This is a genomic window from Chitinophagaceae bacterium (assembly GCA_016710165.1).
Lineage (GTDB): Bacteria > Bacteroidota > Bacteroidia > Chitinophagales > Chitinophagaceae > Ferruginibacter.
The window spans coordinates 237,999-251,974 of record JADJLJ010000001.1 but is presented as its reverse complement, the minus strand read 5'-3'; the positions used below and the strand labels follow the sequence as shown (position 1 = coordinate 251,974).

Below are 13,976 nucleotides of genomic sequence, written 5' to 3'. Positions count from 1 at the left end.
TTTATTTGCGTTCTCTGCGGTAAAAAAATAACCGCAAAGAACGCTGAGTTTTTTTGCAAAGAGCGCAAAGGGATCCGGTTGCTTACATCTTTTCACAACGCGGGGTTCATGTGACACGAAGGCCTCAGGCGCTATGTATCTGTGCCGACTAAGTCCAGCCAGATAATAACAGTAACCCCTTTTAGTTTTTCTCTACCACATCGATCGATGCCGATTTAATACTGGAACAGTTATACCGCAGCCCGCCAACTTCAACGGTTGCGGTTATAGACTCGTTCTTCAGGCCCCTGGTATCTACCTGGATGGCAGCCGTGCCTTGTCCACCTGTAATGGTACCATTGCTCACCATCCAGTTATAGGTAACATCATATTTATCATAGGCCTTACCCAGTGGCTTAATGCTGAAAACAGCCTTCTTCCCTTCCGTGACCTTAGCGCCGGCAGGTACAGTTAATACAATAGTTGGACAAGGCAGGGTATCTTTTACCTGTGCCTTTGTATGCTGGCCAGCCAGGAATGCGGCTACAAACAAAACAATCATTCTTTTTCATCGTATGTTTTTATTAAATGATGTGGATGGGTAAAGTTACAAAACTCAATATCACTGTTATACGTACTGCCGGGTATTTTCCCGGCCCGGTTCCTGTCAAACCCCGCCAACTTTCTTCTTTTCCTTAATTAGTTTTTGTACCTTATCTGCATTATTCATTAACCTAAAACAACTTTTATGGAAATTCTACCATTGATCATTCAGTTGGCTTCCGGCGCTATCGGGGGCAATGCAGCGGGTAAATTAATGCCTAAGCAATCACTGGGCACCGTTGGGAATTCAATTGCCGGTATTGTAGGCGGCGGGTTGGGCGGACAGTTGCTTGGCATGCTCGGCATCGGCGGCGATGCGGCAGCCGGAAGCATGGATGTGACCAGTATCATCACCAGCATTGCAGGCGGCGGTGCCGGAGGTGGTATATTGATGGCCATTGTGGGTCTAATAAAAGGTGCGATGAACAAGAAATGATTTTTTATAACTGAACCACATAGGCACAGTAGAGAACATAGAAATCCAGGAAATCTAAACCCTTTGTGCCCTATGTGGTTCAAAAAAGCAGACTATTTAATAATCAATAGCCAGCTACGGTAAAACTATTTGTATAACGGCCGGCAAATAGGCCAGCCGGTCTTACTTTAATAACTCCAAACTCGTCCCGGTCTCTGACCGGGATGCAATGGTCCGGTTTTCAACTCAAGCACATAGGCCACAGTAGAGAACATAGAAACCCGGGAAATCTAAAGTCTATGTGTCCTATGTCCTATGTGGTTCAAAACATCAGGCTGATAAAAGATACATAGCCAGTAAATAGTAAACCTATTAACAGTACGACCGGCAATTAACCCTGCCGGTTTTAGTTTAATAACACCTGTGGAAAATTTTAACTTTCCGGTTTACGTTCATTTCACGAGATTGGTCTCAAATCGTTTACCACTTGAAAGAAAACAAAGAAATAACCGCCCTGCTTCACCTGATCGATGACCCGGATGAAGACGTTTACAGCACCGTAAGCGACCGGATCATCTCCTTCGGCAAAGACATCATCCCCAACCTGGAACACCTGTGGGAAAACACCAGCAGCGAAGAGGTACAGGAAAGGATCGAACTGCTCATCCACCGCTTACACTTCCGTGACCTCACCGACGACTTTACCGAATGGGCCGCAGAAGACACCGGCCTTTTGCAGGGCGCATTATTGGTTGCCCGGTATCATTATCCCGAAATGGATAATACGCTGGTTCACCAGGAAATTGAAAAACTGCGCCGGAACACCTGGCTGGAACTGAACAACTACCTCACTCCCATTGAGCAGATCAATGTGGTGACAGGTATCTTTTATAATTACTACAAGCAAAAGGGGGTGGAATTTGCCTACAACAATCCCGATGACTACCTCATCAATAAAACGCTCGACAGTAAAAAAGGCAATGCCCTCAGCAACGGCATCATTTACCTGGCGCTTTGCGAACTGCTGGATATACCGGTGAAGGCCATCAACATCCCCCGCCAGTTCATCCTTGCCTATTTTGATCCGCAGCACGACATCCTCAACCCGGTAGGCCATGCGTCTGAAAAAATAAATTTTTACATCGACCCGCTGAACGGGCAGATGTACAGTCACAAGGATGTGGAAGCTTATTTCAAGCGCATTTCCGTTCCGCCGGTTCCTTCCTATTTCAGGCCAATGAGCAATAAGCGCATCATCCAGTACCTGCTGGAAGAACTAAGCAAGTGCTTCGACAATGACCGCAACCGCTACAAAATGGACGAACTGCTTTTGCTGGCAAACCTCCTGGAAGAATGATCTACCACGTAGTGCATAAGGCAAGTTGGCAAAAGGCTGCCGCCCGGGGTTTTTATGAAGCGGAATCGCTGGCAACAGAAGGTTTTATACATGCCAGTAAGATAAACCAGGTGGCTGGGGTGCTGGAACGTTATTATAAAGGCCAGGAAGGGCTGTTGGTGTTACACATTGATGAACACAAACTCACGTCTCCGTTCACCTATGAACTGGCGCCTTCGGTGAATGAAGAGTTCCCGCATATTTATGGCCCGCTTAATTTAGATGCCGTTTGTAAAGTGGAAGAGTTATAACCCGGCCCGCTGGGCAGCAAACCAGTTCCGTCAAAGGTTTAAGTCGTTTAATTCGTTTATTAAATGATCAACCTTAAACGACTTAAACGATTTAAGCGATTTAAATGATTTAACGACTTAAACGATATGATCTCCTGGAATGATTTTGAAAAAATTGATATCCGTTCGGGTACCATCCTGGAAGCAACCGATTTTCCCGGGGCCAAAAAACCGGCTTACCAGCTTAGCATCGATTTTGGAGAGCTGGGCATCAAAAGATCATCGGCACAAATAACGGCCCTCTACAAAAAAGAAGAGCTCATAGGCAGGCAGGTGATCGCCGTGGTCAATTTCCCGGTTAAGCAAATTGCTAATTTCTTCAGCGAATGCCTGGTGCTGGGTGTTTACAATGAGAATAACGACGTAGTGCTGTTGCAGCCTTCCTTGCCTGTTAAGAACGGGAGTAAGATCGGGTGAACGAAAAGCCGATCCCGGATACAGGATACAGGATGCAGGATACCGGATGCAGGATACAGGATGCTGGTTACTGGATATATGTTTGATTTCCTGATACAAGATCCAATAGCCCCGATCTTGTATATTGTATCCTGCATCTGGCATCTGGTATCCTGTATCCCGTATCTTGCTTCTTCTTCCATATTCCCTGTACATTTGGTATACCAATGAACGTCGAAATTGCCTATTACCAGTCTCCCCTGGGTGCTCTTGAGATTCGGAGCACGGGCAGCGCTATATCCGAGATACTTTTTGTGAACTCCTGGAAGGGCGCAAAGATCAATGAAGCAGAGCTGAGTTTTGTTAAACCGAAATCGGCCATCATAAAAAGCTGCTTTAAACAATTGGATGAATACTTTGCCGGCAAGCGGACCGAATTCACCGTACATATTGCACAGGTTGGAACGGATTTCCAGCAACAGGTGTGGACTGAGCTTTGTAAGATACCTTATGGCCGTACGATCAGTTACATGGAACTCAGCAAACGCATTGGGAATGTAAAAGCGATCCGGGCAGTGGGAACGGCAAACGGCAATAACAGCATCTGCATCATTGTTCCCTGTCACCGGGTCATTGGCAGCAATGGCGAATTAGTAGGTTATGGCGGCGACCTTTGGAGAAAGAAATGGCTGCTGGAGCATGAGAACAAAATAGCCAATGGCGTACTGACCCTTTTTTAATTCCCCTTTATTTCAGGTCAGCACTGCCAAAAGAAAGCGGCAAAAGTAATCCTGCGGTTTTTATGATAAAGACCTTCCCTTCCATTCCGCTTAAGATAAGGCGAATGGGATGTTTGGTCCGCTCTTCATATTCCACCAGGCTCTGGCGGCATATGCCACAGGGAGAAATGGGATGGTTGCTCTCCCCGTTATTATTATGGTAGCTGATGGCGATGCTTTCGATGGCCACACCGGGATACAGGGTTGCTGCCGATGAAAGCAATACCCTTTCGGCACAAAGTCCTACCGGGTAAGAAGCATTCTCCTGGTTGGTTCCGGCAACGATCTCCCCGTTGACCAGTTTGGCAACAGCGCCCACATTGAAATTGGAGTACGGGGCATAGGCCGTATCTGTAACTTCCCGGGCTTCGTTCACCAGCCAGGCATCCTGTTTCTCAAGATCATCCGCAGAATCATACACTTCATAGCTGAACTGGTATTCTTCTTTATTCATGATACTACTTGTTTGAATTTTCAGGGTGCAGACAAAAAGTCCTCCCTGCACTGCTGCAGCGAGGACCCATCTGTATCTTAAAAATAAACATTTATATTCAAAAAGCTGAATTTATTTGATCCAGCGGAAGAGCCGGTTCCAGCGTGGGCCTTTTTCCCAACTGAACCAGATGAGGGATGCCTTACCTACCACATGGTCTTCGGGAACAAAGCCCCAGTAACGGCTGTCGAGTGAATTGTGGCGGTTATCGCCCATCAGCCAGTAATAATCCATTTTAAACGTATAGCTGGTCGCTTCTGTTCCGTTGATGAAATATTTTCCATTGCGCTCTTCAAACTCATTGCCCTCATATACCTGGATGCAACGCTGGTAACGGATGAGGTTATCGTGCGTAAGCGGAATGCTTGCCCCTTTCTTCGGTATCCACAGGGGGCCGTAATTATCCCCCGACCAGGTACGGCCGGTGGAATCATTATAATAAGGGAACAGGTCATTTTGATGATCCATGTAAAAGTCGGTAAGGATATATCCCTTGGGTAAACTGAGTTTTGCTTTTTCGGCATTGGTGATGTTCAGCTGGTAAAGGTTATTCTTTATCTGCCCGAAATCATTCTGTTCTTCCCGAACGTCGATGCCGAAGTTGTGCAGTTTTTCTTTATCCAGGTAATCTCCATCCGGCACCTGCAGCAAATAGTAACGCTGGGCCTGCGGAAACTCCTCGCCGGGTTTCCCGTTCACATACAGTTTGCCGTTTATGATCTGTATACTGTCGCCGGCGATGCCCACACAACGTTTTATGAAATTCTCCCGTTTATCCACCGGCCGGGTGATGATGATGTCGCCGTAATCCTGCCATATCTTATCCCTTCCTTCTTTCCGAACCGCTTCATAATAAGTGACACGGCTTCCGAAATTCAATTCATCATTGATCAGCGTATCATTTACCGGGAAGTTGAATACCACGGCATCATTCCTTTTTACCGGGCTGGCAAACCAGCGGGTATAAGGGATATGCACCCACTCCACATAGGATTTTACATTCAGCCCCGGGATGGTATGATGCACAAAAGGCATGGCAACCGGTGTGTTGGGTAAGCGGGGGCCATAGGTTGATTTGCTCACAAACAAAAAGTCGTTCACCAGCAATGTTTTCTCCATGGATGGCGTGGGAATGGTATATGCTTCAAAAACAAAGGTTCGGATGAGGGTGGCAGCTACTACGGCAAATACAGCCGCATCCACCCATTCCCGTAATGTTGATTTCTTATAGTGCTTCACTCCTTCCGGACCGATATACCTGGTCTTGCTGCTGAAACCAACATAGGCCGGGTAAATGCCCGCACTGAAAACGGTGGCCGCGTGCTGGTAGAACCTGAACTTATCAAAACACTTGATGAACTCGATCAGGATCACCAGTGTAAAGAACCACCCGGCAATGGGAATGATCTGGGCAAAGAACCACCACTTGGGTTTTTTGGCCACTTCCAGCATCACCCAGGTATTGTAAAAAGGGATGAAAGCCTTCCACCCGGGACGTCCCGCCCGGATGAATAATTTATAAAGTCCGACCGAAGGAAGTATTACCAGTAAAAGCGCAATCAGCAAGAGTACCGTTATCTGACTTGAATCCATTTAGTGTAAAATTTTTTGCGTGCCAAAAATACCATAATTAACCGGTTGGCAATGATTTACAGAAACAATGTTTTAAAATGTTTAACATACCCCGGTCAGTCCTCCTGCAATATTTCATTGATGCACCGGCTTATAGCTGCGGCCTTGTTCATGATCATGAAGTGCCCCCCGTTTTTTATGGTAAACGTTGGCTTGATATTTTTTATTGGGAACATCCGGTCATTGTCGCCGTGAATATGAATGGTCTCCGGGTGTTTCCAGTTGTTCTTCCAGTTGATGGCCTCGTTCACTGCCCAGTTGGTATAACTGATATCCACTTTCTTCCGGTATTCAGATGCGATCATCTTTTCCTCCTCCGAACCCGCCCCCAGCATGATATTCTGTATCGGCTCGGTAAGCCGGGATGATCGTAGCGGAACGATCTTATGTAACCTTAATCTGGCAACAACCTTCATCCAGGTTGGCAGTTCGTCAGATGACTTTATGCTGGAAATGAGGATGAGTTTTTTAACCGGTACCTGTTTGGCAATTTCGGTACAGATCATCCCGCCGAAGGAAAGACCCATCAGGATGGGCTGTTCATCTTTGATACCGGCCCGCATTCTTGCCGCGTATTCCTGTATGGTCTCATTTTGCCCGGGAATAAGCCAGGGGATCACTTTTAATTCATATCCCTTCACCCGCAGTTTTGAAAATGCCCGTTCATCTGCCCCCAAACCACTGATGCAATAGATCGTTTTCATACCCCATCCCTAAAGGGAATTAAGATTTGTTTTTTGCAATTATTTCACCCCTATGTATATTGTCCATTGCTTATTGTCCATTGCCTATTGTCCATTGACCACTACTTCTTCGGCAGCACATAGCTCTCCACATCTTCCAGGGTGATGGTCTTGCCGGAGAGGATCACCAGTCTTTCCACCACATTCCTCAATTCCCGGATATTACCTGTCCAGTTATATGCCTGCAGTGCATCCATGGCATTTTTATCAACCGATTTTTTGGGCTGGCCGTATTCAACTGCGATGATGTCGAGGAAATAATCAACCAGCAGGGGGATATCATCCCTTCGTTCGTTGAGCGATGGTACATGAATGATGATGACCCCCAGCCGGTGGTAAAGGTCGAGCCGGAAATTCTTTTCATCCACTTCCTTCAGCAGGTCTTTATTGGTTGCGGCAACCACCCGCACATCCACCGAAATATCTTTTTCACCCCCCACCCGGGTGATCTTACCCTCCTGCAGGGCACGCAATACTTTTGCCTGGGCGGTGAGGCTCATATCGCCGATCTCATCCAGGAACAATGTGCCGCCATTGGCCGTTTCAAACTTTCCGATGCGCTGTTTTACTGCCGAAGTAAAAGAGCCTTTCTCATGACCGAACAATTCACTCTCGATGAGTTCGCTGGGGATTGCCGCACAATTTACCTCCACCAATGGGGCCGTGTTGCGGTTGCTTTTTTCATGTATCCACCTTGCCACCAGTTCCTTGCCTACCCCGTTCTCGCCGGTTATCAAAACCCGGGCATCTGTGGGAGCCACTTTCTCAATGGTGTCTTTTATTTTCTGGATCGGGGCACTGTTGCCCACCATTTCCAGCACTTTGCCAACTTTGCGTTTCAGCACTTTGGTCTCGGTTACCAGGTTCTGCTTGTCGAGGGCATTGCGCAGGGTGATGAGCAGGCGGTTCAGGTCAGGCGGTTTGCTGATATAGTCAAAAGCGCCTTTTTTAACGGCTTCCACAGCGGTATCGATATTGCCGTGGCCGCTGATCATAATGACCGGGATATCCGGATTAACGGTTTTTGCTTTTTCCAGGAATTCAATGCCGTCCAGTTTGGGCATCTTGATATCGCAGAGCACCAGGTCGTATGCTTTTTCAGAGAATTTCTTCAATCCTTCTTCCCCGTCACCGGCTTCATCGATCTTGTATCCTTCGTAACTGAGTATCTCGGTCAGGGTCTTACGGATCGCTTTTTCATCATCAATGATCAAAATATTGGCCATGGGTATTAACAAATCTTTTATGTGGACTGAATGCTAAACTGCATCAAATAGCAGTTAGTCAAAAATAACCAATTATGGGGTACAAATCACTGTTTATATTTATCCTGCTGTGTTCCCTTGCCTGCCATAATAACGCAGGGTCATCTGCCCGAAGCGAAATCACGGTGACCTCTCCCGGAGAAAATCCATTTGGATAAGGGCTGAATTCCTTTTTGCGCAGAAAGAATTTGACAGGATCCTGTTTTATGATAATGCAAAGACTGCTTATAAATTTTCACCCCCTTATACAAGGGATCATTTCCCGGCATACCTGGAAAGGGTCTTTGGTATGTGCGGTACGGCCTCGCTGGCCAAACAATTAAACCGGGTTGAAAGCTTTAGCCAGGTAATGCCCGGAGATGTGATCATCCGTGGCGGTTTTCCCGGACATGCAGTTATAGTAATGGATGCGGCCATAAACAAAAGCGGACAAAAGATATACCTGCTTGCCCAGGGTTATATGCCGGCACAGGACATTCATGTTTTGATCAATCCGGCCAGTGAAAACCTTTCGCCCTGGTATGCCGTTTCCGAAAGCAGGCTGATAGAAACCCCGGAATACCGTTTTACAAAAGAAGAGTTGAGGAGATGGTAGGTAGTGTCCTGTTTTGAATGATTTTCATCCTGAGCCTGCCTGCCGGTAGGCAGGGTACGAAGGATCTCCTGATCAGAATCGTTTGCTTAACCTGAGATGCTTCGTTCCTCAGCATGACAGGTCAGAAAATATTCAAAATAGGACACTACCGGATGGTAAACGGTTTTTGAAATGTTGATTTTTGCCGTTACTTTTGCCACCGGTTTCGGGACGTAGCCGCCGCCATTGGCGGGACACTCACCCGGGGCTGAAAATAAAAAATGTTCGGGACGTAGCGCAGCCCGGTAGCGCACACGTCTGGGGGGCGTGTGGTCGCTGGTTCGAATCCAGTCGTCCCGACTTTTAAAATCTCTACTTTTAAGGATAGGGATTTTTTTATGCCCCATTACGTTTACCTATTGCTAAGCCTGAAAGATCATAAATACTATAGTGGAATTGCTTTTTAAACAACTCATTAATTCTTCCCAGCAACGTCTCCTGCCAAGGGACTTTGTGTCAACGAAATTTGTTTTAACTTACACAACGTCCTCAGCCAGCACACAAATCACAGGAGAAACGTTGCTGAGAACAGAGATATTCTATTTAAAAATAAATTTCCCATTATGGGAACCTTTTAGTACATTTGCTAAAAGGCAATTTTTTGAGAGTAATTGCACGAAAGATATTAAGGGAGTTCTGGGTAAAACATCCAGACTGTGAACAACAGCTTAAGTCTTGGTATAAGGAAGCGCAAAACGCTCAATGGAAAAACTCAAATCAGCTTAAAAAAGACTATCCTTCCGCAAGCATTTTGGGTGACAATAGAGTTGCTTTTAATATAAAGCACAATGACTACAGATTAATTGTTAGGATCAATTATCACTATCAAATGGTATGGATTCGCTTCATTGGTACGCATAGTCAATATGACAAAACCGATGCAACAAAAATTTAAAATATGACACTGAAATTATTAAAAACAAAGAAGGATTATCAGGCTGCTTTGGACAGGCTTGAAGTGATTTTTGATGCAAAACCTAACACACCACAAGGGGATGAACTTGAAATGTTAGGATTTCTTATTGAAAAATACGAACAAGACCACTATCCCATCGACTTCCCTGATCCAGTAGAAGCCATTAAATTCAGAATGGATCAGTTGGGGTATACGCAATCGGACCTGGCAAATGTAGTAGGGCTTAAAAGCAGAGCAAGTGAAATACTGAACAGAAAACGTAAGTTAACTCTAGAAATGATTCGCAATTTGCACAGTACGCTTCGAATCCCAACCGACGTATTAATTCAAACTTACTAGTCGCACATAAACACAACCTCTTCCCGGCAACGTCTCCTGTAAAGGGACGTTGCGTCAACGTAATTTGTTTTAACTTACACAACGCCCTCAGCCAGCACACAAATCACAGGAGAGACGTTGCTGAGAATAGAAGTTAACTGGATATCATTCAGAAAGGGAACTAAGCATAGATCCACATCAATATGGGCTTCTTTGATGCCTTGATATACTTGGTCAACGTGGTAAGGAATGCGGGGGCTACTGTAGGGCAACCGGCACTGTGGAAAATATGGTAGGGAAAGACCTCGGTTTCGGGAACACGCTTATCGGCATGCAGCACAATAGCCCGCTCAAAAGCCCTGTCATTGGTACTGTCCAGTCCGTACAATTTATAGGCTAACCCGTATGTACCATTATAAGCACTTCCTATTTTGTATCTTCCTAAGGATGTTTTATAGCTTGATGGTAAATTGGAAAACTCCAGTACGTCGTTGCAACCTATTTTATAAGAACCAAGTCCATGCGAAACCATGGAGGAAGCTTCCAAAGATCCTGTTTTCAAATTATAAATGAAAAAACGGTTCTTTCCGGAAGGCAGCGACATATCAACAAGGAAACAATACTCCGCATTAAAATTATTCGCTTTGATGTAGGTCTCCAGTTCCGTTGCCCGTTGCTTTAACCGGGCTACAGCAGCATTGTACCTGGTATCGATATGATTTAAGGAAGAATCTTCAGCCACATTTGCGGTCTTCGTGTCTTTCACAACAGAAGCCTCATTTTTCACCGTGTTGTAAGAAGACGGGTTGTCATACGAAGTTGCTTTTGCCAGGCCGTCAGCTGGCTGCTGCATGGCAAAAACACTCCCATAGAATGCTGCATTAAGTAATACAAACGACAAACAATATCTTATTACCCTTCTCATTACTATAATTTGATTGGGATAGCTCAAATCCCGTGCAAAACTACCGATTTAAGTAAAAATGTCCTGTTAAGACCTGTTTCCCGGCCATATTTAGTAAACCCTTAACATGCACCTAAACCCGCCACTGAATAGTTTTCTATTCGTGACCTTTAAAGTTTATTTTTATAGTGCAGAAATTGAGGCCAATGAATGCTGCATATGACTAATATCCCATCTATAAGAAATACCCTGTTCAGCGATGGTATATATGCAACAGGCATATGTGTATGTTTCACTTATCCGTGGAGATAACAAATATGAAAAACAGAACAAATGGCAGAAAGGTATTCTACAGGCCAGGCCTGGCATTATACGTTTCCCTGGTCTGCCTGGTACAGGTTTCGCTTTCATCCCGTTTATTCGCACAGGACTTTTCTGCCTATGTAAAGACAAGGGAAAGCCTGGTAAAGACATTAAAGAGCAGGGAGATCGACAAGACCTTTACACAGGCCATCGATCATTTCTACTATACAACCTGTGACTCACTGATCAAAAAATATGTACTTGTAGAGGACAAACCAATAATTGATATCCTCCTGAACCTGTTCCGTTCCTGCGAGGACAAACTCAACAGCAGGTCCATCACTTTCCTGCGCATACCTTCCTTGAACCATAATTTCCTTTTGGCGCTAAAAACCTATAAGAAACAGCCCCTCCGGAATATATTCCGGGAGATCGGTATTACCCAAACAGCCATTCTCCAGTCTGCATTTGACGGTTTATTGCTGGGCGACAGCATCCGGACCATCGTTGGCCTCCGGGAAATGCTGAATAATCCTTATTTCATTTCCACCCGGATCCACCTGCCCCGCTATGCACGCTTTAAAGACACATTGCTTTATTTCCTGGCGAATGACGCACCCGATATCCTTACCAGGAAACTTGCCGAAAATGACACCCGGTTCATTGAACTGGTGAACAGGAGCAATAACACGACCGTTAAGGCCGTCAGCGGGGTGAGCAGGGATAATTATTATGACCGGATCATGCCATTCAGCCTGGCGATCTTTGAAAACCGTATCAGCATGGAGAGGGTCCGGGAACTCATCCTCTGTCCGCAGGATTATTATGAAGCGTTCATCGAGGAAGCCTTATGGCTGTATAAAAACCCGGATCCTGAAAAAAAGGCTTTTTTACAACAACCGATCCTGAACACGAACAAGACCCTGTCGAATATTTATTTCATCCGTGAAATAAATATGCTGCACGAGGCTCCCGATAAGACCCGTTTCCAGGTATTGAATACCCTGACAGCCAGGGACCTTTATTTTTTATTGATCGGCGGCAGCGGCCAGTTGTATACATCCAGCTTCATGTATGTTTATAAAAGATTCCTGGAGAAAACGGAAAAAGAAGGATTGAATAAATTCTTTGAAGATATTGACTATTACCAGTTCAATAATGTGATGGCAAATATCTCGGGCTATGGCCTGGTGGATGACCTGGTCAACCGACTGAAGGAAGAAAAAGTTGCCGGGCTGATCGGGAACTATCTGACCGGGCTTACCAACAGGCGCCTTACCGATAATGAGATCATCCTGAATGCAATGACCCTGGCAGAAGTACTTTACGAGATCAGGCACCACGCAACCATCCGGGACATCCTGGTCAGGCAGATCGATGAGATCCTGCAACAACCCGGGCTGCAGTATTTTTTTATGCACCGGCGGATGTACAATGGATTCAAAGACATCCTGCTGAATAAGATCAACTATAAAACCGATGATACCTACGACGTGCTTGCCATCAAACGGTTACAAAAGAACAACACGATTGTCCAGGCCTGTTTCTTTTATGATGATGAGGACGCCGCCAGTTCATTCAGCAACAGCACGGCGGTTTTTGATAATGCAACCTGGGACAGGACGGACCGGGGTAATTTCATTGTCTTTCATTCCAGGTCGGGCAATGCGATGAAGGTTTATATGAACAAGCCAAACACACAAATTGGTTTTGATTCTGCACAGAATGAAATGCTGTTTGCCATTGAAAAGGAAGGTTTTGAAGCAACTTCCTTTATTCACCGGGGGCATAGTTATTATTTGCATGAGAGTTTAAATAAAATGACCTCATCGGGCCAGTTTGTATTCCTGGGGTCCTGCGGGGGCTACAACGAAGTTTTAAAAGTATTCCAGCTGAACCCGGATGTGAATGTTATTGTGACACGGAATATCGGGTCCAAACTGATCAATGACCCGTTGCTCGACAGGATAAACAGGGAGATGGTCAGCAATAAGGATATCGAATGGAATGTATTGTGGCAGGAATTAACCGCAAGATTTCAATCCAAAGTGACCAGGGACCTTTTCTCTTCTTATATCCCGCCCAATAAATATATCGGTGTAAAATTCATCCGGGAAGTATTTAACTATTAAATTGCTATGCAGGAGCTGCCTGCCGATTCAATATGAGCCAGACAGAAATACTTAAAAGCTTTGTATTATCGGTTTATGATCCCGGTGATGCTGCTTTGGAAAAATTCTTAAAGATCTGGCAGGAAGATTCTGCCCCAAGAAAATCTGTACTGACCCGGGCCGGCGAAACCGAACGAAACCTCTATTTCATCACCGAAGGCATTCAACGGGTCTATTATTATGATGAGCAGGACAGGGAAGCAACCATCGTGTTTACCTATGCCCCCTCCTTTGGCGGCGTGGCCGACAGCTTTCTTACCCAAACGCCATCCCGGTTCTTTGTGGAAACACTGACACCCAGCACTTTCTTAAAGACCAGTTTCCGGCAACTGGATGAATTGATGAAAGCGCATCACCTCATTGAACACCTTATCCGCATTTCCACCAATTATGCTTTTGCGGGTGTACTGGAAAGAATGATAGAGGTACAATGTTTTACCGCAGAAGAAAAATTCCGCTCACTGATGAAACGGAGTCCGCATATTTTAAACCTGGTGCCTCACAAATACATCGCCAATTACCTGGGCATGGATGCCACCAATTTCAGCAAGCTTTTGGGAAAAGTAAGATTATGAAAACAGAAACCACTTGGGAACATAGAGCACAAAGGTGATGTCAGGTGTCAATTTCTATGTCCCCATGTGGTTCAGGTATTACCCGAAATTCTGGTAGTGTCCTATTTTGAATGATTGTCATCCTGAGCCTGCCTGCCGGTAGGCAGGCTCAGCATGACAGGTCA

Annotated in this window: 16 protein-coding genes and 1 tRNA gene; 11 read left to right on the top strand and 6 right to left on the bottom strand. The window is 45.4% G+C overall.

Features of this window, described 5'->3' with window-relative positions; all coding sequences use genetic code 11:
• Positions 1-181 precede the first annotated feature (181 nt).
• Positions 182-541, bottom strand: coding sequence for a hypothetical protein (locus IPJ02_01135; protein MBK7374208.1), 360 nt, complete (start codon positions 539-541; stop codon positions 182-184).
• A gap of 186 nt (positions 542-727) precedes the next feature.
• Between IPJ02_01135 and IPJ02_01130 the strand changes: the two genes are divergently transcribed.
• From IPJ02_01130 to IPJ02_01110, 5 genes are all read left to right on the top strand, one after another.
• A complete protein-coding gene (locus IPJ02_01130) occupies positions 728-1,018 on the top strand; it encodes a hypothetical protein (GenBank protein MBK7374207.1) in 291 nt (96 codons plus the stop codon).
• Positions 1,019-1,484: 466 nt separating this feature from the next.
• A complete protein-coding gene (locus tag IPJ02_01125; protein ID MBK7374206.1) occupies positions 1,485-2,354 on the top strand; it encodes a transglutaminase family protein in 870 nt (289 codons plus the stop codon).
• Positions 2,351-2,644: a DUF952 domain-containing protein gene (locus IPJ02_01120; GenBank protein ID MBK7374205.1), complete on the top strand. Its 294-nt coding sequence runs from the start codon at positions 2,351-2,353 to the stop codon at positions 2,642-2,644. The genes IPJ02_01125 and IPJ02_01120 overlap by 4 nt, the downstream gene beginning before the upstream one ends.
• A gap of 126 nt (positions 2,645-2,770) precedes the next feature.
• The gene (locus tag IPJ02_01115) at positions 2,771-3,100 is read left to right on the top strand and encodes a tRNA-binding protein (protein ID MBK7374204.1); all 330 of its coding nucleotides are present in this window, start codon (positions 2,771-2,773) and stop codon (positions 3,098-3,100) included.
• 206 nt (positions 3,101-3,306) lie between these two features.
• Positions 3,307-3,819: a methylated-DNA--[protein]-cysteine S-methyltransferase gene (locus IPJ02_01110; GenBank protein MBK7374203.1), complete on the top strand. Its 513-nt coding sequence runs from the start codon at positions 3,307-3,309 to the stop codon at positions 3,817-3,819.
• Positions 3,820-3,826: 7 nt separating this feature from the next.
• On the opposite strand, the gene IPJ02_01105 is transcribed toward IPJ02_01110, so the two are convergent.
• From IPJ02_01105 to IPJ02_01090, 4 genes are all read right to left on the bottom strand, one after another.
• Positions 3,827-4,312, bottom strand: coding sequence for a cytidine deaminase (locus tag IPJ02_01105; protein ID MBK7374202.1), 486 nt, complete (start codon positions 4,310-4,312; stop codon positions 3,827-3,829).
• 111 nt (positions 4,313-4,423) lie between these two features.
• Positions 4,424-5,944, bottom strand: a complete 1,521-nt coding sequence (gene lepB, locus IPJ02_01100; GenBank protein MBK7374201.1) for a signal peptidase I — start codon at positions 5,942-5,944, stop codon at positions 4,424-4,426.
• 95 nt (positions 5,945-6,039) lie between these two features.
• A complete protein-coding gene (locus tag IPJ02_01095) occupies positions 6,040-6,687 on the bottom strand; it encodes an alpha/beta hydrolase (protein ID MBK7374200.1) in 648 nt (215 codons plus the stop codon).
• Between the two features lie 101 nt (positions 6,688-6,788).
• Entirely contained in the window at positions 6,789-7,952 is a 1,164-nt protein-coding gene (locus IPJ02_01090) for a sigma-54-dependent Fis family transcriptional regulator (protein MBK7374199.1), read from the bottom strand.
• A 142-nt stretch (positions 7,953-8,094) separates the two neighbouring features.
• Here IPJ02_01090 and IPJ02_01085 point away from each other — a divergent pair, with 142 nt between their 5' ends.
• The 4 genes from IPJ02_01085 to IPJ02_01070 all read left to right on the top strand — a co-directional run bounded on the left by IPJ02_01085 (position 8,095) and on the right by IPJ02_01070 (position 9,880).
• Positions 8,095-8,586, top strand: a complete 492-nt coding sequence (locus IPJ02_01085; protein MBK7374198.1) for a hypothetical protein — start codon at positions 8,095-8,097, stop codon at positions 8,584-8,586.
• Between the two features lie 265 nt (positions 8,587-8,851).
• Positions 8,852-8,925: transfer RNA gene (locus tag IPJ02_01080), tRNA-Pro, on the top strand.
• Between the two features lie 301 nt (positions 8,926-9,226).
• On the top strand, positions 9,227-9,520 hold the full coding sequence (locus tag IPJ02_01075) for a type II toxin-antitoxin system HigB family toxin (GenBank protein ID MBK7374197.1): 294 nt from the start codon (positions 9,227-9,229) through the stop codon (positions 9,518-9,520).
• A gap of 3 nt (positions 9,521-9,523) precedes the next feature.
• Positions 9,524-9,880: a helix-turn-helix domain-containing protein gene (locus IPJ02_01070; protein ID MBK7374196.1), complete on the top strand. Its 357-nt coding sequence runs from the start codon at positions 9,524-9,526 to the stop codon at positions 9,878-9,880.
• Between the two features lie 160 nt (positions 9,881-10,040).
• Here IPJ02_01070 and IPJ02_01065 read toward each other — a convergent pair whose 3' ends face one another.
• A complete protein-coding gene (locus IPJ02_01065) occupies positions 10,041-10,784 on the bottom strand; it encodes a murein L,D-transpeptidase catalytic domain family protein (GenBank protein ID MBK7374195.1) in 744 nt (247 codons plus the stop codon).
• 296 nt (positions 10,785-11,080) lie between these two features.
• Between IPJ02_01065 and IPJ02_01060 the strand changes: the two genes are divergently transcribed.
• Complete coding sequence (locus IPJ02_01060) at positions 11,081-13,198, top strand: hypothetical protein (GenBank protein ID MBK7374194.1); 2,118 nt, start codon at positions 11,081-11,083, stop codon at positions 13,196-13,198.
• 32 nt (positions 13,199-13,230) lie between these two features.
• Complete coding sequence (locus tag IPJ02_01055) at positions 13,231-13,812, top strand: Crp/Fnr family transcriptional regulator (GenBank protein MBK7374193.1); 582 nt, start codon at positions 13,231-13,233, stop codon at positions 13,810-13,812.
• Positions 13,813-13,976 lie beyond the last annotated feature (164 nt).

Excerpts from the sequence above, each read along its gene's own strand:
- IPJ02_01130 (MBK7374207.1), top strand. The coding sequence starts at position 728 with ATGGAAATTCTACCATTGATCATTCAGTTGGCTTCCGGCGCTATCGGG.
- IPJ02_01120 (MBK7374205.1), top strand. The coding sequence starts at position 2,351 with ATGATCTACCACGTAGTGCATAAGGCAAGTTGGCAAAAGGCTGCCGCC.
- IPJ02_01135 (MBK7374208.1), bottom strand. The coding sequence starts at position 541 with ATGATTGTTTTGTTTGTAGCCGCATTCCTGGCTGGCCAGCATACAAAG.
- lepB (MBK7374201.1), bottom strand. The coding sequence starts at position 5,944 with ATGGATTCAAGTCAGATAACGGTACTCTTGCTGATTGCGCTTTTACTG.
- IPJ02_01105 (MBK7374202.1), bottom strand. The coding sequence starts at position 4,312 with ATGAATAAAGAAGAATACCAGTTCAGCTATGAAGTGTATGATTCTGCG.
- IPJ02_01055 (MBK7374193.1), top strand. The coding sequence starts at position 13,231 with ATGAGCCAGACAGAAATACTTAAAAGCTTTGTATTATCGGTTTATGAT.
- IPJ02_01090 (MBK7374199.1), bottom strand. The coding sequence starts at position 7,952 with ATGGCCAATATTTTGATCATTGATGATGAAAAAGCGATCCGTAAGACC.
- IPJ02_01095 (MBK7374200.1), bottom strand. The coding sequence starts at position 6,687 with ATGAAAACGATCTATTGCATCAGTGGTTTGGGGGCAGATGAACGGGCA.
- IPJ02_01110 (MBK7374203.1), top strand. The coding sequence starts at position 3,307 with ATGAACGTCGAAATTGCCTATTACCAGTCTCCCCTGGGTGCTCTTGAG.
- IPJ02_01060 (MBK7374194.1), top strand. The coding sequence starts at position 11,081 with ATGAAAAACAGAACAAATGGCAGAAAGGTATTCTACAGGCCAGGCCTG.
- IPJ02_01070 (MBK7374196.1), top strand. The coding sequence starts at position 9,524 with ATGACACTGAAATTATTAAAAACAAAGAAGGATTATCAGGCTGCTTTG.
- IPJ02_01115 (MBK7374204.1), top strand. The coding sequence starts at position 2,771 with ATGATCTCCTGGAATGATTTTGAAAAAATTGATATCCGTTCGGGTACC.
- IPJ02_01065 (MBK7374195.1), bottom strand. The coding sequence starts at position 10,784 with ATGAGAAGGGTAATAAGATATTGTTTGTCGTTTGTATTACTTAATGCA.